Here is a 19,449-nt window from a genome sequence, read left to right on the forward strand (position 1 = left end):
CCCCCCGGCGCTTGGGCCCGCGCGCCGCCGAGATTTCGAACCGATAGCGGTCTGGGTTTTAGTTGCAGGCTGCAACGCTGCCGGCAGTGACGCCGGCGCAGACTTCGTCCTTCTTGATCCAGCCGGCGTCGATGACGACGTTGAGGTTGTCCTTGGTGATGGCAACCGGGGTCAGGAACAGCGACTTGACGGTGTTGCCGCCGGGCGTCGTGAAGTCCTTGGCGCCGGCAATGTCGGCCGTCTTCTTGCCGTCGGCCAGCTGCGAAGCGATCTCGGCGGCGTTCTTGCCGAGTTCGCGCGCGTCCTTCCACACCGACACGGTCTGCGTGCCGAGCGCGATGCGGTTCAGCGCGGCATGGTCGCCGTCCTGGCCCGAGACCGGAACCGTTCCGGCCAGACCCTGCGCCGTCAGCGCCGCGACGACGCCGCCGGCGGTGCCGTCATTGGCCGCAACCACCGCATCGACCTTGTTGTCGTTGGCGGTCAGGAACTGTTCCATGTTCTTCTGGGCGTTGGCGGGCAGCCAGCCATCCGTGTAAGCCTCGCCGACATTCTTGATCTTGCCCGAGTCGATAGCTTCCTTCAGCACTTCCATCGAGCCGGCGAACAGGAAATCGGCATTCGGATCGGCACCCGAGCCCTTGATGAAGACGTAGTTGCCTTCCGGCTTGGCCTTGAACACTTCGCGGGCCTGCATGCGGCCGACTTCCTTGTTGTCGAAGGTCAGATAGAAGACGTCCTTGTTCTCGATCAGGCGGTCATAGCCGACGACCGGAATGCCTTCGTCCAGCGCCTTCTGCACCGCCGGGCCGATGGCCGAGGCGTCCTGCGCCAGGATGATGAGCGAATTGGCGCCCTGCGAGATCAGGCTTTCGACGTCGGTCAACTGCTTGCCGGGATTGGACTGCGCGTCGGCGGAAATGTACTTGTCGCCGGCCGCCTCGATCGCCGCCTTCATCGCCGCTTCGTCGGTCTTCCAGCGCTCTTCCTGGAAATTCGACCACGACACGCCGATGACCTTGTCCTTCGCCTGCGCGACCGACACCAGCGTCAGCGACATGGCGACACCCGCCAGCATGGCGGCTGCAAATCTGTTCATGATAATCCTCCCTGCGCCGCGCGCGGCGCGACAAAACTGGCCCGAAGGCCGGCACACAGAGGCTCTATTTTTTCGAGCCTCGAAAAAATACTGGTCCAACGGCGAGGCGCTGTCAACATCGATTCTGATGGAATCTGATGGCCTCCGTGAATTTTTTCGAGACTCGCAATAAACAATGACAGCGCGGCCTGCTTCTGCCAATATTTGGCTGGTACCACCAAATGCCTCCACTATCATGAGGCGCGAGGAGGACCGGGAGGAAAAAATGTCGGTTGGAATCCGCCACGACGATCTGCGCCGTCGCAACCGTGCGATGGTGATTTCGGCCGTGCGCCGGGCAGGCCAACCGTCACGGACCGAGATTGCGGCGACCACCGGCCTCAGCCATTCGACCATATCGGCGATCTCGTCTGATCTGATTCAAGAAGGCATCCTGGCCGAGAGCAAGCCTGGCGAGACCGGTGCGCTGAAACGCGGCCGGCCGCAGGTTGGCCTTGCGCTCAACCCGGAAGCCGCCGCGGTGATGACTGTGGTGCTGTCGCTGAATTTCCTCTCCGTCACTGTCATCGACTATGCCGGCCATGTGGTCGCCGAGGAGCAGCGCCGGCTGGATACACTGACCATGCCGCGCGACAAGCTGATCGGCGAATGCACGGCAATCGTGCGGCGGCGGCTCGAGGATCCCGACCTCGATGTTCAGAGCATCGCCCGCATTGCCATGGGCATCCAGGGCATCACCGATTCGCAGGCGCGCGCCATGCTGTGGTCGCCCATCACGCCGCTGACCGACATTGCCTTCGCCGACATACTGGAAGCGGAATTCGGCATTCCGGCCACGATGGAAAACGATTGCAACATGATGGCGGTGGCGCTGCAATGGCGCCAGCCTGAGCGCTATCGCGACGATTTCATCGCCATCCTGCTCTCGCACGGCATCGGCATGGGGCTGGTCCTGAAGGGCGAATTGTTTACCGGCACCCATTCGTCGGGCGGCGAGTTCGGCCACATGATCCACCGGCCCGGCGGCGCGCTCTGCCGTTGCGGGCGGCGCGGCTGCGTCGAGGCCTATGCCGGCAACTACGCCATCTGGCGCAGCGCCAAAATGATGAGCGAGGATGCCGAACCGGTCGATGTCGGCGACGCCGACATGCGGGCGCTCGCCGCGCGTGCCCGCGAGACCGATGGCCCCGAGCGCGAAGCCTATCGCAAGGCCGGCGAGGCGCTTGGCTTCGGCCTCGGCAGCCTGTTTGCGCTGATCGATCCAGCACCTGTCGCCATGGTCGGAGTCAGCGCCGCCGCGTTCGATCTGATCGAGCCGGCATTGCGCGAAGCGATTGCCCAGACCGCCGGCGGCCAGCACTCGAAATCGATCTCCTTCGACACCGAGCCCAACGAACTGCCGCTGATCCGCGAAGGCTGCGCCATGCGCGCGCTCGGCTTCGTTGACCAGGAGATTTTCGCAGCGGGCGCGCAGGCAAGAACGGGTGCCGGAAAGAACGTAGCGTGAGACCGCTTTTGACGTGACGCCTGGTTTGAAGACCAGTGCAGGCGTCGGAGATTAGCGAAAGGGCTCCGCGACGTCGTCATCCCAGGGCGAAGCAGGAGCGAAGCTCCGTCGCGAAGACCCTGGGATCCATTCCGTGACTCTCATCGTAAGTGCAACGGAGCAGAATTCTGCACCGCGGCAACGCATCGATGTCGCGGCATGGATCCTCGGGTCTGCGCTGCGTCGCTGCGCTCCTTGCTCCGCCCGTGGATGACGAAGTTTCGGCCACTCACCAGCGAGATGCTGAAGTGCCGAGCGCCAGAACTTCAGCGCCCTGAGCTTAATCTTCCCTGATCGCGTATCCCGCCCCACGGATGGTGCGGATGACATCGGGCATGCGGCCATTGTTGACCGCCTTGCGCAGCCGGCCGACATGCACGTCGACCGTGCGCTCGTCGATATAGATCGTCTCGCCCCAGACATTGTCGAGCAATTGGCTGCGCGAGAACACCCGGCCGGGATGGCGCATCATGAATTCGAGCAGGCGGAACTCGGTAGGCCCGAGCCGGATCTCGCTCTTCTTGCGGTAGACGCGGTGCGACTCGCGGTCGAGCACGATGTCGCCGACCTTGAGCACGCTGGACAGCACTTCCGGCTTGGCGCGGCGCAGCAGCGCTTTCACGCGCGCCATGAATTCCGGTGTCGAGAACGGCTTGACCAGATAGTCGTCGGCGCCGGTCGACAGGCCGCGCACGCGGTCGCTCTCCTCGCCACGCGCGGTCAGCATGATGATCGGCAGCCGTTCGGTTTCGGGACGCATGCGCAGCCGGCGGCAGAGCTCGATGCCGGACACCGCCGGCACCATCCAGTCGAGCACCAGAAGGTCGGGCACATTTTCCTGCAGCCGGATTTCGGCCTCGTCGCCGCGCGTCACCACCTCGACCTGGTAGCCTTCGGATTCGAGGTTGTAGCGGAGAAGCACGCCCAGCGGCTCCTCGTCCTCCACGACCATGATGCGTGGCGCGATCATCAGCAATTCACCCTTGTCAGGCCGACGTGGCCATCGCCGTCTCGTCCTGTTTCGGGCGATTGGCGGGCAATTGCTGGCCGGTCAGCACATAATACGCATTTTCAGCGATGTTGGTGACATGATCGCCGATGCGCTCCAGATTCTTGGCGCAGAAAAGGAGATGCGTGCAGGCGGTGATGTTGCGCGGGTCTTCCATCATGTAGGTCAAGAGCTCACGAAACACCGACGTGTATTTGACGTCGATGCGCTCGTCGTCATTCCGGAGCTTCGCGAGCGCTGCGGCATCGGCGGCGGCATACTCCTCGACAACGCCCTGCACCTGGATCAGCACGAGCTGCGCCATGGCGTCGATGGAATGCGACAGGTCGCGCGGCGTGACGCTGAGGCCCACGGTGCCGACGCGCTTGGCGATGTTCTTGGCAAGGTCGCCGATGCGCTCGAGGTCGCCGGCCATGCGGATCGAACCGACCACGGCCCGCAGATCGTTGGCCATCGGCTGGCGCTTGGCGATGAGCGTGATGGCGCGATCGTCGAGTTCCCGCTGGCGCGCGTCCATGATGGTGTCGTCGGAAACGACACGCTGCGCCAGCGCATTATCCGATGTGAGCAGCGCCTTGGTCGAGCCGCTGACCATCGAGCCGGCCAGATCGCCCATGTCGCGGATCAGCTTGCTGATCTGCCCCAGCTCTTCATCGAAGGAGGCGACGGTATGTTCACCCATGATCGTGGTCCTCGTGCCTGAAAATTCAACCGCTGGACGGCTCAGCCGAAGCGGCCGGTAATGTAGTCCTGGGTGCGCTTGTCGTCGGGGTTGGTGAACATCTTGTCGGTGGCGCCCTCCTCGACGAGGTAGCCCAGATGGAACATCGCCGTGCGCTGCGAGACGCGCGCCGCCTGCTGCATCGAGTGCGTGACGATGACGATCGTGTAATTCTGGCGCAGCTCGTCGATCAGCTCCTCGACGCGTGCGGTGGCGATCGGGTCGAGCGCCGAGCAGGGCTCGTCCATCAGGATCACTTCCGGCGACACCGCAATGGCGCGCGCGATACACAGGCGCTGCTGCTGGCCGCCGGACAGTCCGGTGCCGGGCTCCTGCAGGCGGTCCTTGACCTCGTTCCAGATCGCCGCCTTCTTCAAGCTCGACTCGACGATCTGGTCCATGTCGGACTTGCGCTTGGCCAGCCCATGGATGCGCGGGCCGTAGGCAACGTTCTCGTAGATCGACTTCGGGAACGGATTGGGCTTCTGGAACACCATCCCGACGCGGGCGCGCAGTTCGACGACGTCGATGTTCTTGTCGTAGATGTCGTCCTCGTCGAGCGTGATCTTGCCGGTCACCCTCGCCGAATCGATGGTGTCGTTCATGCGGTTGAGGCAGCGCAGGAAGGTCGACTTGCCGCAGCCCGAAGGACCAATCAGCGCAGTCACCTGGTTCTGGCGGACGTCGAGATTGACGTCGAACAGCGCCTGCTTCTCGCCGTAGAACACGCCGACCTTGTCGCCGCGCATCTTGATGACTTCGTTCGACTTGGCGTTCATTTTGTCGCCCACTGCGTTTTCAAGGGTCTGTTCGGTCATGATGTTCATACCAAATTGCCTTTTTTCTACCAGCGCCGCTCGAACCGGCGCCGAAGCACGATCGCGGTGATGTTCATGGCCATTAGGAAAATCAGAAGGACGATGATGGCGCCCGACATACGCTCGACAAAGGCTCGTTCGGCTTCGTTCGACCACAAATAAATCTGCACCGGCAGCGCCGTCGCCGGATCGAAGGGCGTCGCCGGATAGTCGGCGACGAAGGCGACCATGCCGATCAGGAGCAGGGGTGCCGTTTCGCCGAGCGCGCGCGCCAAGCCGATGATGGTGCCAGTGAGGATGCCGGGGGCGGCAAGCGGCAGGATATGCTGGAACACCATCTGCATCTTCGAGGCGCCAAGCCCAAGCGCTGCCGAGCGGATCGACGGCGGCACGGCGGCAAGCGCGGCGCGCGTGGCAATGATGATTGTCGGCAGGGTCATCAGCGTCAGCACCAGGCCGCCGACGAAAGCGGCCGAGCGCGGCATGCCGAGGAAGTTGATGAACACGGCAAGGCCGAGCAGGCCGAAGACGATCGACGGCACCGCCGCCAGATTGTTGATGTTGACTTCGATCAGATCTGTGAAGCGGTTCTTCTTGGCGAACTCCTCCAGATAGATGGAGGCGGCGACACCGATCGGCAGCGCCAAAAGGAGAACGATTATCATCATGTAGAACGAACCGATAATCGCCACGCCCATGCCCGACGTTTCCGGGCGGCTGGAGGCGCCATAGCTGAACAGGCCGGTGTTGAAATGCTCGTCCATCACGCCGTCCGCCCTAAGTTTGTTCATCCAGTCGATCTGCTGGTTGGACACCTTGCGCCGCCCTTCATCGACGCTGAGGTCGATCTGGCCCTTGAAGGCTGAGTCGAGATTGGCGGCGGCCAGGATGTTGACGTCGCGCGTGGTGCCGATTACCGACGGATCGGCGGTAACGATGTCGCGCAGTTGCACGCGGGCGCCTTCCGACAGGAAGCCCTTGAGCTTCAGCATCATCGGCTTGTTGGCGGGATCGATGCCGAGCTTGGTCACCAGCGCGTTTTCGGCAAGCTTGGGATAATTCGCCTTGATCAGCACGCTCGAATCGGTGGCGCGCTTGCCGGAGGGATCGATCACCTTCTCGTCGAAGGTTATCGGCAGCGTCACCGTCGTCTGCCAGAAGGCGGTGTAGCCCTTCGCGACGATGGTGATCAGCATGATGGCCAGGAAGGCCAGGCCGACCGAGATCGCAATCACACCGTAGATGCGGAACCGGCGTTCGGCGGCATAGCGCGCCTTCAGCCCGATGTCGCGGCGCGGACGCGCGACGGTGCCCGCCATCGTGTCCAGGGGAATGTCGGTCATTCGTACTGCTCCCGGTACTTGCGCACGATGTAGAGGGCGACGATGTTCATCACCAGCGTCAGCGCGAACAGCGTCAGGCCGAGCGCGAAGGCGACCAGCGTCTGCGGCGAGTTGAACTCGAGGTCGCCGGTCAACTGGTTGACGATCTTGACGGTGATGGTCGTCATCGCCTCGAATGGATTGGCGGTGAGATTGGCGGCAACGCCGGCCGCCAGCACGACGATCATCGTCTCGCCGATGGCGCGCGACGCCGTCAACAGGATGGCGCCGACGATGCCGGGAAGTGCGGCCGGCAGGATCACCCGCTTGATCGTCTCGGAGCGCGTGGCACCTAGGCCCAGCGAGCCGTCACGCATGGCGCGCGGCACCGCGGTGATGATGTCGTCGGACAGCGACGACACGACCGGGATCAGCATGACGCCCATCACCAGCCCGGCTGTGAAGATGCTCTGGCCCTGGATGAAGGGCGAACCGCCAGTGAGTGCAGCCGACAGGTCGCGCAGGAACGGTCCGAGCGTGACCACGGCGAAGATGCCGTAGACGATGGTCGGGATGCCGGCCAGCAGTTCCAGCGCCGGCTTGACCACCGAGCGCACGCTGCGCGAGGCATATTCGGACATGTAGACCGCCGACATCAGCCCGACCGGAACGGCCACCACCAGGGCGACGGCGGCAATGTAGAGCGTGCCGGCGAGAAGCGGGATGAGGCCGAACTGGCCCTGGCTGCCGCCGGAGCCGGCGGCGGCGAAACGCGGATCCCACACGGTGCCGAAGAAGAAGCTCATCGGCGACACGCTTTCGAAGAAGGTGATGGTCTGGAACAGCATCGACAGCACGATGCCGACCGTGGTCAGGATGGCGATGGTCGACGCAGCGAGCAGCCCCCACAGCATCAGCCTCTCGACATTGTTGCGCGCCCTGGCGCGCGGCGCGATCTGCCTCAGCGCATAGAAGGCGCCGGCGACCGACAAGGCGAAGGTGACGACGGCGCCGAACAGGCCGAGCCTGTCCTGGACCGAGTTCGCATCGACGGCGATCGGGATCATGTAATCCTGCGTGTCGCTGGCCAGCGCCACGCCCTTGGCGATGAGCAACGGCTGCAACTCAGCGAACGTGGCGGGAAGCGGCGTGCCGGCATCGAGCCGGCGCAGGCCCTTGGCGAGGCTCTTCACCAGGCTGGCGTCGAGCGCTTCGCTGGCGACCTTGGAGTCGACAGTGCGCTCGGGCAGGGCGGCGTGAATGTGCCGATCGAGATAGAAGGACGAGCCGATGTCCCAGACGGCGAGCAGCAGGACGGCAGGCAGGACGGCGAGCAGAAAGGCCCACCAGCCATGATAGTGGGCACGCGAATGCGGCTTGACCTTGCCGGTATCCTGCGCCGCGGCGCGCTGACGGCCGATCACAAAGGCGACCACGCCGATGGCAATGACTATGGCGAGTACGAGCAAGGACGACATCACCCACCCCAGGGAAAATTCAGATCGCCGCCGCCGTTGCGGCAAGCAGCGAAATCAGGGCGCGGATTTGATCCGCGCCCTGATCCAGTCGTTGACTACATGGTCTTCCCGGCGGCGAAGGCGTCGCGCTGGCTCTGGCGCTCGGCGTCGGGAGCCGAAACCAGGCCGTACTGGGCGAGCGGGCTTTCCGGGCCGATCATCTGGTCGTCAAGGAAGAACTCGACATATTCCTTGAGGCCGGGAACGACACCGAGATGCGCCTTCTTGACGTAGAAGAACAGCGGGCGCGAAACCGGATACTTGCCGGTCGCGATTGTCTCGGTCGAAGGCACGATGCCTTCCACGGTGGCGACCTTCAGCTTGTCGGCATTGTTCTCGTAGAAGGCGAGGCCGAACACGCCGACGCCGGTCTTGTTGGAGTCGATGCGGGCGAGCGTCTCGGTGTAGTCGCCGTCAATGTCGACAGCCTTGCCGTCCTTGCGGATGGCGATGCAGGTCTTGCCGATTTCCTTGTCGTCGGCGATGCCGGCGGCCTTCAGGGCGGCCTTGTCGCAGCCGGCGTCGAGAAGCTTGGTCTCGAACACTTCGCGGGTGCCGTGCTTTTCACCGGGGATGTAGGCGGCGATATCCCAGTCGGGCAGCTTCGGGTTGACCTGGTTCCACTTGGTGTTCGGATTGTCGACGAGCTTGCCGTCAACCACCAGCTTGGCGGCGAGCGCCTTGTAGATGTCGGCGGGAACCAGCGCCCAATCCGGGCCCTTGATGTCGGTGGCGAAGACGATGCCGTCATAGCCGATGCGGACTTCCTGGACTTCCTTCACGCCGGCGTCGGCGCAGGACTTCAGTTCGTCCTTCTTGATCGGACGCGAGGAGTTGGCGATGTCGATGGTGTCTTCGCCGACGCCCTTGCAGAATTCCTTGATGCCGGCGCCGCTGCCGCCGGACTCGACCACCGGGGTCTTGAAGTTGGTGAAGGTTTCGCCGAACTGCTCGGCGACGATCTTGGCGTAGGGTAGCACGGTCGACGAACCGGCGACCTGGATCTGGTCGCGTGCAGCGGCGACGCCCGACGATGCGGCGAACGCTACCGCCACGGCCGACGCCGTAACGAGGAATTTCTTCATGTGGCCTGCTCCTGTTCGGAATATGGTCTCTCGGCGCCCTCTTCAGCCGGCGCCCGCTGAGGCCAATAGCCTTCGATTATTACAGTCGCATGACAGTTTCGTGTCAGCCCGGTAAACGTCGGATGGACGCACCGAAAGCTGCAGCCGGCCAGGCTCTTCGCGAGAGCCGCAGTTTGCCGCTGGAATCATAAGCTTGCGGGATTCTGCGCCGGCATTTGTCCCGGCAGATCGCGGGCTGCGATGCCGAGAAAGAAAAACCGGACGGGAGCGCGTTGCCCGTGGCCAGAGCGTGTCTTGGCCGAGCCATCGCCAAAAACAGGTCCGTTGGGGTAGATTTCGACGCTGTTTCTTTGTCGGCGGTCGCTTGCTCCCGCCCGTAACTGAATGAGCGGTTGAGTTGCCGCCATTTTCCCGACTGGGCGCAAGCTTTGATATGGTGCGATCGCACCATATCCCTGGACGTCGCGGCACCGCCGAATCCCGGCGCGGAAAATTCGCTAGCCGGCGTCTCGTTGGGCTTGGCCCGATATGCCAACCCAGCGTTCGACCTTTTCGAGCAGCGCCTTCGGGCTGATTGGCTTGGGCAGATAGTCGTCCATGCCGGCTTCCAGGCAGCGCTCGCGATCGCCCTTCAAGGCATGCGCGGTGACGCCGACGACCGGGATATGCGTGCCGCTCTCTTGCTCCAGCCGGCGAATCGCGGCCGTGGCTTCGAGCCCGTTCATCTCCGGCATCGAGACGTCCATCAGGATCATGCGCGGATTGAGCCGGCCGAAAGCGTCGAGCGCCTTGCGACCGTTGCCGACGATCTCGAAACTGTAGCCGGTTTCACCGAGGATCTGGGTGAACACCATCTGGTTCACCTCATTGTCCTCGGCAACGAGGATGTCGAGCCCGCGTTCGTTGCCACCGGCCCGGGCGCGGGCGCGCAGTGGCGGCGGATGTAGTTGCGCCCGCTCGGATGCGGCCCGTGCCGGCGGCGCAGACACCGGCTGTACTATCGCCTGGCCGGAGCTGTCGCTTGCTGTGTGTTCCTCACGGCCATCCGTCGTGCCGTGGCGATGGCGCTGGATGGTCGCGACCAGCGTCTCCAGCAGCACCGAGGAGCGCGCCGGCTTGATCAGCTGCGCGTCGATGCCGAGGTCGCGGTAGCTGGTGTTGGCGAGCGACTGGTCGACCGAGGTCAGCATGATGATCGGCGTGTCAGCCAGCCCTGCGGTGTTGCGCACGATGCGCGCCATTTCCGCGCCGCTCATCCCCGGCATCTGGTAGTCGAGCACGACGCAGTCGACCGGCACGCCATAGGCAGCCGCGGCGACCAGCACCTTCAGCCCTTCGGCGCCGCTTTCGGCGGCGCAGGAATCGAACGTCCACGAAACCATCTGCTCGGTCAGGATCGAGCGGTTGACGGCGTTATCGTCGACGATCAGCACCCGCGCGCCGGTAACGTCCACCGGCATGATGCGCTGCCGCGTCTGCTGGCCGGCCCTGGGCAGCGTGACGGTGAACCAGAAGGTCGAGCCCTTGCCTTCGGCGCTCTCGACGCCGATCTCGCCGTCCATCAACTCGACCAGCCGCGAGGTGATGGCAAGGCCGAGCCCGGTGCCTTCGTGGCGCCTGGTCGACGAGGTATCGACCTGATTGAACTTTTCGAAGACGGCCTTCAGCTTGTCCTCCGGAATGCCGATGCCGGTGTCGGTGACCGAGATGGTGAGCCTGGTTCCGGCCACAACCCTCTCGCCGGTGACATCGACCAGCACATGGCCTTCGTCGGTGAACTTCACCGCATTGCCGAGCAGATTGGTGACGATCTGCCTTATGCGGCCGACATCGCCGATGAACAGGCTTTCCAGGCCTGGCTCGACGCGCACGATCAGTTCGAGATCCTTCTCCTTGGCGCGTGTCGACACCAGCGTCGCCACATCCTCGATCGCCTCGGGCAGGTTGAACGGCGCCGGATCGAGCACGAGCTGCCCGGCATCGATCTTGGAGAAATCGAGGATGTCGTTGATGATGGTCAAAAGCGCGTTGCCCGACTTGACGATGATGTCGGTGAACGTCTTCTGCTTGGTGTCGAGGTCGGATTTGGCGAGCAGCTCGGCCATGCCCAGCACGCCGTTCATCGGCGTGCGGATCTCGTGGCTCATATTGGCCAAAAATTCCGACTTGGCGCGGTCGGCGAGCACGGCGCGCTGGCGCGCCTCACGCAGCTCGGCCTCGCGCATCTTCAATTCGGTGATGTCGGTGGTCGATCCGATGAGATAGAGCGAACCGTCGGAGGCGATCATCGCGCCCTTGCGCGCGAACTGGTGGCGCACATTGCCGTCGGCAAGCGTCACCGTCTCCTCGATCTCCTGAGTCTCGCCGGTGCGCAGCACGGCCATATCACCGGCGACAAAGGCCTCGCCGTCCGCGCCGAAGATCTCGACGTCGGTCTTGCCGATCGCCTCCTCCTTGCTCAGGCCGGTAAGGTCGCACCAGCCCTTGTTGACGTAGAATTGGCGCAGGTCCGAGCGCTTGGCGTAGATCGACACCGGCACGTTGTCGATGAGATTGCGGAACACCTCGTTCTCGCGCATGCTTTCTTCCAGCGCCTGCTCGCGCGCCTTGACCTCGGTGATGTCGGTGCTGGAGCCGACCAGATGCACCGACCCGTCGAGCGCCACCAGGCGGCTCTTGCGCGTCATCAATTGCCGCACCGTGCCGTCGCGATGCGTGACGGGCTCCTCGACCTCGCGCACTGCCCCGGCGACGACCACTTCGGTGTCGTCATGGCTGTAGCTTTCGGCATCGTCGGCGCCGAACAGCTGGCGATCGGTGCGGCCGATGACATCTTCCTTGGCCAGACCAGTGATCGCGCACCAGGCCTTGTTGACGAATTCGATGCTGAGATCCTGCGCCTTGATGAAAGCAGCGACCGGCAATTCGTCCATGACATGGCGGAACAGGTCGATCTGGCGCATCGAATCCTGCAGCGCCTTTTCGCGGCTCTTGATGTCGGAAATGTCGACGCGCACGCCGATGAAGGTGCCGTCCTCGGTCCGCATATCGTAGACCTGGTACCAGCGGCCGTCCGCGTTGCGCCGTTCGTAGGAGGAGTTCGGCAAGTGGTAGCGGGCGAGGATGGCATTGAGCCAGACATCGCGATCGCCATCATAGAGTCTGTCGATCTCGGGATCGCCGCTCGATCGGAAATAGCCGACCGAGTGTCCCAGTTCCAGCGCGTCGCGGAAGCTGCTGCCGGGCTGCCATGCCGGCACCAGCGCCGGCAGCGTGTCCTGCAGCTTGCGGTTGGCGAAAACGAACTTGTCGTCGCGGTCGTAGATGATGACGGCCGCGGGGAGCGATTCCAGCACGGTGGCCAAGTTCTTGCGGGCGTCCTCGGCTTCCGTCTCGCGGCGCTTCATGTCGGAAATGTCGAACAGGAAACCGGCGACATAGTTGCGGCCGCTCGGCATGCCGACGCGGTTCTTGCGCACGATGCGCGAGCGCCTGGCGCCCTCGACTTCGAAATTCTCCTCCACCTCGTAAGGCGTGCCGGTCGCGAGCACGGTGCGTTCGCTGTCTTCGAACAGCGCGGCGTCCTTCCCCGGCATGAAGTCGCCGCCATGCCTGCCCAGCATCGCTTGCGGCGTCTGTCCGAACAGCGCGGAGAACGCCTCGTTGACGAAGACAAAGCGCAGGTTGTCGTCCTTGACGAAGATCGGGTCCTCGACGGCGTTGATCACCGCTTCGGCCAGCCTTGATTTTTCCAGCGCATCGGCGAGCTCCGCTTCGCGGTCCTTCATCTCGCTGACGTCGACATAGGAGATCAGCCTTTTGCCGCCGGCGAGCGGCGCCGTCGATGCAATGAGCGTGCGCCCGTCGTTGCGCGGCAATTGCCTGGAGCCTGCCACGCCGGCCATGATTTCGGCCTCGCGCTCTGCCATGTGGCGCTGCCATGTCGCGTCGTCGGTGCCGTAGGGGTCCATGTCGCGGCTGGCCTGCATCAGCTCGCGGAAGCCGCAGCCGATACCGGCGCGGTGCGGATCGATTTTCCAGAAATCATAGAAGGCGCGGTTGATCACCTCCGCGCGCATGTCCGCATCGAGGACAAGCACGCCGATCGGCATCTGGTCGACCATCGTGCGCAGATTGGCAAAGGTTTCGGCGGCCCTTGCGTTGGCGCTTTCGATTGCCGCATCGCGAAGCTTGAGCTCGGTGACGTCATAGTAGGTCAGCAACCGCTTGCCGCCGGACAGCGCCGTCACCGAGAACATCATCGTGCGGCCGTTGGCATGGATGAACTCGCGCGGCGCAACCGAGCCGGCGCGGATCTCCTCGATACGGGCGGCGAGGTAATGCTGCCACTGCTGTTCGTCGAGATCGCCATAGATGCCGTTGCGGCGGTTGAGCTCCATCAGGAGGCTGAACGGCGCGCCGACGGTGACGGCGCCGTCCGGAATCCTGGAGAGGTCGCGATAGGCCTTGTTGACGATGAGCGTGTCGAGCTTGGCGTCGAGCAGCACGACGCCCATGTGCATGGCATCCATCGTCCGCTCGAGATCAGCAAGATGCTGCGTGCTTTCGCCTGCCGCCGGCGGCACCTGCCGAAGGTCGTCCAGCGCACCGGCCAGCGCCGTGACGTTGCGGCCAATGCCGCGATAGCCGGTAAACTTGCCCTCGCTGTCGAAACGGGGCGAGCCGGTGATCGAAACCCAGCGGCAGCCGGGGCGGCCGCCCTTCAATTCATAGACGAAGTCGCGAAACGGCCGATGCGCCTGCAGATCCTCCAAATGTGCGGCGGCGTGTCGATTGCCGTGCACCATCTGCTTGAGGAAATCGAAGCGAAAGCGACCAAGAATGCTGGCGGGATCGATGCCGGTGGCGGCCTGGTAATTTTCCGAAAGCCAGGAAAAGCGCAGTTCGGCGTCGGTCTCCCAGACCCAGTCGGCGTCGGCCTCGACCAGTTCGCGCAGCGCTTCGGGTGAACCCCTGACGGACGTATCCTCGCCGATCACAGCCCCCTCTCGGGGACGGCGTCCGCCGCGTGTTCCAACAGTCCCGTCAGCCATTCCGTTCCCACCCCGAAAGCCAAGGCCGAACCCCCTCAGCGGTTCGCCGGCGGAATGTGCCCGAGAAGCATTAATGATCCGCTAACCATAACGACTCCAAACTCCAACCAGAGCCCACATTGCCCTGCGGTATTCCGCCGGTTGTCGGCGGAACCCCGGCCGGGCTATAAGTCGGCAGGGGTATTGCGGATGACTGGTTGGATCGTGCCTTGTTTCCTGGGGCTGACGCTGCTTGCGAGCAGCGGCTGCGCGCGCAGCTATGACGGCACGGTTGTGATCCCGAGGCCGCTCGATATCAGGCGGGTCTGGGATCGCGATCCGTCGCAGACCGAGGCCAGCAAGATGCAGGCGGCAGCTGGTGTGTTTCCGACGCCGCCGCCGCAGGAGCCGTACCGGCCTGCGGCGCGCCGACAGACGACACCGGCTCCGCCGAGACGGCACGTCAGGTCCAGCCCGCCCGCGACGACTTCCGAACCGGCCAACCCGCTCACCTGCAAGAATGTCAGCCAGCCCGGCAAACGCTACAAGATGGTCTGTGAATAGCCTGATGCACGTCGCCGAAAGCGGCCCGCGGTTTTGGGATCAAGACATGGATAAAACAGGGTATTTCGGCGCCGCGCGGCTCACTCCGCCGGGAAGAAAGCCGGCCCGACCATCCTGACCGGCCGCGAGAAAGCTTCGACCGACTGCTGCTGGGCAGCGCCCGTGGCCTCTGCCCATCGCACTTTGCGCCGTGCAGCGGCGTTGCCTCTCCAGGCCCTGGATCGCCGCAAGCTGGCGGCGCAGCTGCGCAAGCTCGGAGCTGATCCCGCCGCCGCGGCCGGACGATGCCATCTGGTCCCTGAGTGCGGCGCAAGCATCGGCGAGGGCAGCCGAGCTTCCGAGGACGGTCGCCGTCATCACCAGTGCAAAGATCACAACTGGCCACAAACGCATCATCGGCGCCCCTGGTCCTTGTACCCTGTGGAGCCGATAGCCGCTCCAGCCGATTGAGCCTCAATATATGAGGCAAGTCTAATTCAGCGGAATGTCAGCAACAGTCAGGTATTTTACGCCACTGTATTATGCCGTCTCCTGTAAATTCGCTATTACACTTTTGTTTCAAGATTGAGACGAAGCCAGGCATCGACGATGGCTGGGCGCCGCCATGATCAATCCCGCGCTATCGGCCCTTGCGGTTGAAACCTTTCTCCGCTGTCTCGCGTTGTATCGGGCAAAGGAGACCGAAGATGTCTATTCACTTCACTGTCTCTGGCCTGACCAGGAACCTGTTCCACTCGCTGGGACTGGACCATGAGCGGGCGCCGAGAGCGCTCGACCCCGAACAGAGCCTGCTTTTGGAATGCTATCTGGCCGGGCAGATTCCGGAATCCGCCTGGGCCGACTACGTTTTCGAGACACCGGACCTGCAACGGCATGTCGACATAAGGCGCCGGCACAACTGATCAGAGCAATTCCAAGAAAAGTGTGAGCGGTTTTTCGTCCGGAATTGCGTCAAAACAACGAGAGAGCGGGTCGCCGTTTCTGTGGAGCGGTGAAACGCTCTACCGATCGCTATTGCTTGGGCGAGGCGAACTGCATGGTGAAGACATTGCCAGCGACGCCTTGTGCAAGCTTGGGCGAGAAGTTCAGCGGCAGACATTTCTGCAGAGCAGTGGTCGCGGCGTCGACAAACGCTTTCTTGGCATTGGCGTCGCCGTCGACCTTGATCGCCGTCGGTCGCGGCGGACCAATCAGCATTCCGTCGCGCTTGAAGCTGAAGCTCAAGGTGACGGTGGCATTTCCAGCATCGGCCGGCGGCGTCCAGCACGCCTGGATCGCATCGCCGACTTCGCTCATCGTGTCGAGCGGCGCGGCATTGGACGGATAGCCTCCGGCCAACACAACACCGGCAATCGCAAACAATGTCGCCACGCCCTTCATAGCAAAGCTCCTCGTACCTCGGCCGCCAAGGATGATGGTAGGGTCGACGCCAACAATGGCAATATGCCTGATGGCAGACTTTATGGCAGAGCGCGGGGACGCGCCTGATGGCACATCGGCGAAAAGCAAAAAGGCCGGCATTGCGCCGACCTTTCCTTCCACTTCGGCGCCAGTACATCCGTGGTCGCGGGGTGGATTGCCCTCAATAGACAGGGCTTTGGTTAACGAATCCTTAGCTTGGCGCGCTGGCCTGTGATTTCACATAGGCGATATAGCCTCTGACGTCGCCGGCCGGCTCGGCATAGGCTTTGCCGAGTTTCTTCTCGATCGCCGCCATATACTCCTTCGCCCATTTGGGCAGCGGGTAGTCGATGACGGCCAGGAACTCGAGCGTCGATGCCAGGCGAATGTCGGCGATCGACGGGTGCTTGCCACCGATGAACGGCTTGCCGTCCCTGAAGAAGGAGTGAAACACTTCCAGAGGCTCGGCAATCGCCGCCATGGCTGCCTTCTGCGCTTCGGATTTCTTGTCTGGATGCGCATCGCTATGGCCGACCTCGCCGGCATACTGCGGGAAGTTGAGTGCCGGATAGGTGGCGCGTGCCACATAGGGATAGAGCGTGCCGATCAGGTAGAACATGGCGCTGTCGACCATCGCCCGCTTCGCCGGCGCCTTGGGATAAAATTTCTCCAGCCCGTGCTTGTTGGCGAGGTACTGCATGATGGCGCAGCTTTCCCAGAGCACGCCGCGCGGCAGCCCCTTGTCCTCGATCATCGGCGTCAGATGCGCCGGGTTGCGCGCCATATATTCGGGCGAACGCGTGTGGCCCCAGGCGTCGGTCTCGGCAGCATCGAACCCGGCAGCACGCGCAAACACACGGACCGTCATGTTGTTGACGCTCGGCTTCAACATGCTGATCTTCAGCGCCGGCTTTTTAGCCTTGGCCGTCTTCGGCGCGGATTTTTTGGTGGCCGGCTTTGCCGCGGCTTTCGCGGCGGGCTTTGCCGATGCCTTTGCGGCAGGCTTGACGGCGGCTTTTGCTGCCGGCTTGGCGGCGGTTTTCGGCGTTGCCTTGGCCGCCGGCTTCTTCGCGCTCTTCACTGTCTTTGCCATCGTGGTTCTCCCCTTTTTGTTGGCCGTCAGTATGGATTCTTCGGCGTCCGGTCGTCCGACAAGGTCGTGCGCGACCACTCGATCAACGTCTGGATCGCGTCGGCGAGATGCACTTCGGCGATGTTGTAGTCGCCGCGCGCGACGCGCAGCTTGTGCGCCTGCATCAAGACGTCGGCGTGGGTGAAGCCGGTTGGCGGTTCGAAGCGGTAGGACGCCAGCTCGATCAATAGGCCGAGCGGATCCTCGAAATAGATCGAGTCCATGAAGCCGCGATCCTTGACGCCGCTGTGCTTGATGGCGCGCTCGTCGAGCCGGGCGACCGCCTGCAGAAAGGTGACGCGCGACACGGCAAAGGCGATGTGGTGGACGCAGCCCGGTTCGGTCGGCGTGCGCCGTTTGACCGCCGTGCGGCTCTCGTCGGTGAAGACGGTGATCAGCCTGCCGTCGCCGGGATCGAAATAGAGATGGCTTTCGCTCGCCTTGTCGAGATTGGGCTGCTCGAAGATGAACGGCATGCCGAGCACGCCTTCCCAGAAATCGATCGACGTCTGGCGCCCGGCGCCGACCAGCGTGATGTGATGGACGCCCTGCGATTGCAGTTTCTGCATCGGTCTCCTCCTCGCCGGCCCCTCGCCTTATGGGGCGAGCTTGGATTCTGCCAAATCATACTATCGCCGCACGCCCTGCGCGCGGCGATAGTATGCACAGCGGCTTTTCCCGATCCGTTCCCCGGCGTTCTGCGCGCCGTAACGGCGTCGTGCAATGATGCTAGTGCAATTGGCAGCGACGCGCCAGAAGCGACGATATCTAACGGTGCATGGCGGTGAAAAGAGCCAAGCGTCGCAGGGCCTTGGCTAGGCGACGGCTCTGAGCTCGGCTTCCGCCAATGTGCCGAGACCCGCGCATTCGGCGCACGCGATGGTCTGCCCAGGGCAGCCGGCTCGGTGCGTCCCTTGCGGGCAGCAGTGCCCCTTTGACGCGCGCCATCTGGAACAATCGAAAACCTTCCCGCTGCCGAGGCAGTGCGGGCATGTCATTTTCACCGAACTCATACCTGCTTTACCCGACCCAAATCTGCGCTGCCGCAGATACTGCCCCGCACCGCAAGTAACAGAGATTGCTACGCTTTCAAGCGCAGCCGCCTGACTTAAATTGGGTGTATCCGAGCGTCCGGGTCTTCACGGCCTTCGCCAACCTTGCGGTCAAACGTGGCTCACACGGCTGCTCTGTCGAAATGTCGTTTGATGTATGGAGAGAGACGGCCTAGCCGTTGCTTGGTACGCCCAAGGGGAATCGAACCCCTGTTCCCGCCGTGAGAGGGCGGTGTCCTGACCGCTAGACGATGGGCGCGTTCAAGAACCGGCGATATAGGCTGCCGGTTTGAAAAAAGCAACCGGGCTTTGAGTGGTTTGGACAAACGGCTGAATTGGCCGCTCAGACCTGACGTTTCGGCTCGATCAGGTCCCACAGATTGCCGTAGAGATCGGCGAATACCGCCACCGTGCCATAGGGCTCGAAGCGCGGCGCCTCGCGAAAGTCGACGCCCTTTTCCAGCATCGCTCTGTGGTCGCGGGCAAAATCGTCGGTTTCGAGGAACAGGAAGACGCGACCGCCAGTCTGGTTGCCGATGCTCTTCTCTTGCGCCTCGCCGTCAGCTTCAGCCAGAAGCAGCCTGGCGCCCTGTCCGTTGGCAGGCGCCACCGTCACCCACCGCTTGCCGCCGCCGAGATCGACGTCTTCGGTCAGCAGAAAGCCCAGCCGTTCGACATACCACGCGATCGCTTCATCGTAATTGGCGACGACCAGCGCGACGGTCGCAACCCGGCGATGTTCGGCAAACCTGGTCATGCCAGCAGGCTCACTTGTTGCGGATGGCGAAGCGGCCGATGATGCGGCGCTCGGCGATGTCGTAGATGAAAATGGCGCGGCTGCCGTCGGCAAGCTCGGCGTCGATCGAGATACGGTTGCCCGACAGCGACTGGCTGATCACCTTGGCCCCGACCGGCAACACGATGTCCTCTGCCAGTGGCTCGCCACCCGGCACCGGGATGTCGCTGGCGAGCGGCGGGTTCGTGGGCGGCGCTTTGCGCGATTTGTAGACAATGGCCGCGATCACCACCATAAGGGCCAGCAAAAGCAGGCCGAGATTGATGGCCATGAAGCGGATGAGCCTGCCGCGCACCTTTTCGATCTCGGGATCGAGCGGCTTTTCTTCTTCGTCGGCAACGGGCCGGGCCATGG

Annotated in this window: 16 protein-coding genes and 1 tRNA gene; 3 read left to right on the top strand and 14 right to left on the bottom strand. The window is 63.3% G+C overall.

The annotated features are described in order from the left end of the window. Positions 1 to 58: 58 nt before the first annotated feature. A complete protein-coding gene (gene xylF, locus FJV77_RS29765; protein ID WP_142869949.1) occupies positions 59 to 1,099 on the bottom strand; it encodes a D-xylose ABC transporter substrate-binding protein in 1,041 nt (346 codons plus the stop codon). A gap of 265 nt (positions 1,100 to 1,364) precedes the next feature. On the opposite strand from xylF, the gene FJV77_RS29770 reads away from it, so the two are divergent. Then, a complete protein-coding gene (locus FJV77_RS29770) occupies positions 1,365 to 2,606 on the top strand; it encodes an ROK family protein (protein ID WP_142869950.1) in 1,242 nt (413 codons plus the stop codon). A 319-nt stretch (positions 2,607 to 2,925) separates the two neighbouring features. Here FJV77_RS29770 and phoB read toward each other — a convergent pair whose 3' ends face one another. The 7 genes from phoB to FJV77_RS29805 all read right to left on the bottom strand — a co-directional run bounded on the left by phoB (position 2,926) and on the right by FJV77_RS29805 (position 14,171). Continuing rightward, positions 2,926 to 3,615 carry a phosphate regulon transcriptional regulator PhoB gene (gene phoB, locus FJV77_RS29775; RefSeq protein WP_010911896.1) on the bottom strand — a complete coding sequence of 230 codons (690 nt, stop codon included), beginning with the start codon at positions 3,613 to 3,615 and terminating at the stop codon, positions 2,926 to 2,928. Between the two features lie 16 nt (positions 3,616 to 3,631). Then, complete coding sequence (phoU, locus tag FJV77_RS29780; protein WP_142869951.1) at positions 3,632 to 4,336, bottom strand: phosphate signaling complex protein PhoU; 705 nt, start codon at positions 4,334 to 4,336, stop codon at positions 3,632 to 3,634. Positions 4,337 to 4,377: 41 nt separating this feature from the next. Beyond that, positions 4,378 to 5,202, bottom strand: coding sequence for a phosphate ABC transporter ATP-binding protein PstB (gene pstB / locus FJV77_RS29785; protein ID WP_142869952.1), 825 nt, complete (start codon positions 5,200 to 5,202; stop codon positions 4,378 to 4,380). Positions 5,203 to 5,219: 17 nt separating this feature from the next. Further along, positions 5,220 to 6,536, bottom strand: coding sequence for a phosphate ABC transporter permease PstA (gene pstA / locus FJV77_RS29790; RefSeq protein WP_142869953.1), 1,317 nt, complete (start codon positions 6,534 to 6,536; stop codon positions 5,220 to 5,222). After that, complete coding sequence (gene pstC, locus FJV77_RS29795) at positions 6,533 to 7,993, bottom strand: phosphate ABC transporter permease subunit PstC (RefSeq protein ID WP_142869954.1); 1,461 nt, start codon at positions 7,991 to 7,993, stop codon at positions 6,533 to 6,535. Before pstC ends, pstA begins: the two co-directional genes overlap by 4 nt. Before the next feature lie 95 nt (positions 7,994 to 8,088). Further along, entirely contained in the window at positions 8,089 to 9,117 is a 1,029-nt protein-coding gene (locus FJV77_RS29800; RefSeq protein WP_142869955.1) for a substrate-binding domain-containing protein, read from the bottom strand. Between the two features lie 497 nt (positions 9,118 to 9,614). Then, positions 9,615 to 14,171, bottom strand: coding sequence for a PAS domain-containing protein (locus FJV77_RS29805; protein ID WP_185970473.1), 4,557 nt, complete (start codon positions 14,169 to 14,171; stop codon positions 9,615 to 9,617). A 189-nt stretch (positions 14,172 to 14,360) separates the two neighbouring features. Between FJV77_RS29805 and FJV77_RS29810 the strand changes: the two genes are divergently transcribed. Together FJV77_RS29810 and FJV77_RS29815 are read left to right on the top strand one after the other, a co-directional pair. Then, positions 14,361 to 14,714 carry a hypothetical protein gene (locus tag FJV77_RS29810; RefSeq protein ID WP_142869956.1) on the top strand — a complete coding sequence of 118 codons (354 nt, stop codon included), beginning with the start codon at positions 14,361 to 14,363 and terminating at the stop codon, positions 14,712 to 14,714. Between the two features lie 686 nt (positions 14,715 to 15,400). Continuing rightward, positions 15,401 to 15,616, top strand: a complete 216-nt coding sequence (locus FJV77_RS29815) for a hypothetical protein (RefSeq protein WP_142869957.1) — start codon at positions 15,401 to 15,403, stop codon at positions 15,614 to 15,616. A gap of 109 nt (positions 15,617 to 15,725) precedes the next feature. Here the strand turns inward: FJV77_RS29815 and FJV77_RS29820 are convergent, their stop codons facing one another. The 6 genes from FJV77_RS29820 to FJV77_RS29845 all read right to left on the bottom strand — a co-directional run bounded on the left by FJV77_RS29820 (position 15,726) and on the right by FJV77_RS29845 (position 19,447). Beyond that, positions 15,726 to 16,094, bottom strand: a complete 369-nt coding sequence (locus FJV77_RS29820) for a hypothetical protein (RefSeq protein WP_142869958.1) — start codon at positions 16,092 to 16,094, stop codon at positions 15,726 to 15,728. A gap of 232 nt (positions 16,095 to 16,326) precedes the next feature. Next, positions 16,327 to 17,208 carry a glutathione S-transferase family protein gene (locus tag FJV77_RS29825; RefSeq protein WP_142869959.1) on the bottom strand — a complete coding sequence of 294 codons (882 nt, stop codon included), beginning with the start codon at positions 17,206 to 17,208 and terminating at the stop codon, positions 16,327 to 16,329. Positions 17,209 to 17,234: 26 nt separating this feature from the next. Further along, entirely contained in the window at positions 17,235 to 17,816 is a 582-nt protein-coding gene (locus tag FJV77_RS29830) for a VOC family protein (protein ID WP_142869960.1), read from the bottom strand. A gap of 667 nt (positions 17,817 to 18,483) precedes the next feature. Further along, positions 18,484 to 18,558: transfer RNA gene (locus FJV77_RS29835), tRNA-Glu, on the bottom strand. Between the two features lie 84 nt (positions 18,559 to 18,642). Then, positions 18,643 to 19,056: a VOC family protein gene (locus FJV77_RS29840; RefSeq protein ID WP_142869961.1), complete on the bottom strand. Its 414-nt coding sequence runs from the start codon at positions 19,054 to 19,056 to the stop codon at positions 18,643 to 18,645. Between the two features lie 10 nt (positions 19,057 to 19,066). Beyond that, positions 19,067 to 19,447, bottom strand: coding sequence for a fimbrial protein (locus tag FJV77_RS29845; RefSeq protein ID WP_142869962.1), 381 nt, complete (start codon positions 19,445 to 19,447; stop codon positions 19,067 to 19,069). Positions 19,448 to 19,449 lie beyond the last annotated feature (2 nt).

This window comes from Mesorhizobium sp. WSM4306 (assembly GCF_007003975.1).
In the GTDB taxonomy this organism is placed as follows: domain Bacteria; phylum Pseudomonadota; class Alphaproteobacteria; order Rhizobiales; family Rhizobiaceae; genus Mesorhizobium.

Bases quoted from the DNA above. Each gene is read 5' to 3' on its own strand.
- xylF (WP_142869949.1), bottom strand. From the start codon at position 1,099: ATGAACAGATTTGCAGCCGCCATGCTGGCGGGTGTCGCCATGTCGCTG.
- FJV77_RS29770 (WP_142869950.1), top strand. From the start codon at position 1,365: ATGTCGGTTGGAATCCGCCACGACGATCTGCGCCGTCGCAACCGTGCG.
- phoB (WP_010911896.1), bottom strand. From the start codon at position 3,615: ATGATCGCGCCACGCATCATGGTCGTGGAGGACGAGGAGCCGCTGGGC.
- phoU (WP_142869951.1), bottom strand. From the start codon at position 4,336: ATGGGTGAACATACCGTCGCCTCCTTCGATGAAGAGCTGGGGCAGATC.
- pstB (WP_142869952.1), bottom strand. From the start codon at position 5,202: ATGAACATCATGACCGAACAGACCCTTGAAAACGCAGTGGGCGACAAA.
- pstA (WP_142869953.1), bottom strand. From the start codon at position 6,536: ATGACCGACATTCCCCTGGACACGATGGCGGGCACCGTCGCGCGTCCG.
- pstC (WP_142869954.1), bottom strand. From the start codon at position 7,993: ATGTCGTCCTTGCTCGTACTCGCCATAGTCATTGCCATCGGCGTGGTC.
- FJV77_RS29800 (WP_142869955.1), bottom strand. From the start codon at position 9,117: ATGAAGAAATTCCTCGTTACGGCGTCGGCCGTGGCGGTAGCGTTCGCC.
- FJV77_RS29805 (WP_185970473.1), bottom strand. From the start codon at position 14,171: ATGGCTGACGGGACTGTTGGAACACGCGGCGGACGCCGTCCCCGAGAG.
- FJV77_RS29810 (WP_142869956.1), top strand. From the start codon at position 14,361: ATGACTGGTTGGATCGTGCCTTGTTTCCTGGGGCTGACGCTGCTTGCG.
- FJV77_RS29815 (WP_142869957.1), top strand. From the start codon at position 15,401: ATGTCTATTCACTTCACTGTCTCTGGCCTGACCAGGAACCTGTTCCAC.
- FJV77_RS29820 (WP_142869958.1), bottom strand. From the start codon at position 16,094: ATGAAGGGCGTGGCGACATTGTTTGCGATTGCCGGTGTTGTGTTGGCC.
- FJV77_RS29825 (WP_142869959.1), bottom strand. From the start codon at position 17,208: ATGGCAAAGACAGTGAAGAGCGCGAAGAAGCCGGCGGCCAAGGCAACG.
- FJV77_RS29830 (WP_142869960.1), bottom strand. From the start codon at position 17,816: ATGCAGAAACTGCAATCGCAGGGCGTCCATCACATCACGCTGGTCGGC.
- FJV77_RS29840 (WP_142869961.1), bottom strand. From the start codon at position 19,056: ATGACCAGGTTTGCCGAACATCGCCGGGTTGCGACCGTCGCGCTGGTC.
- FJV77_RS29845 (WP_142869962.1), bottom strand. From the start codon at position 19,447: ATGGCCCGGCCCGTTGCCGACGAAGAAGAAAAGCCGCTCGATCCCGAG.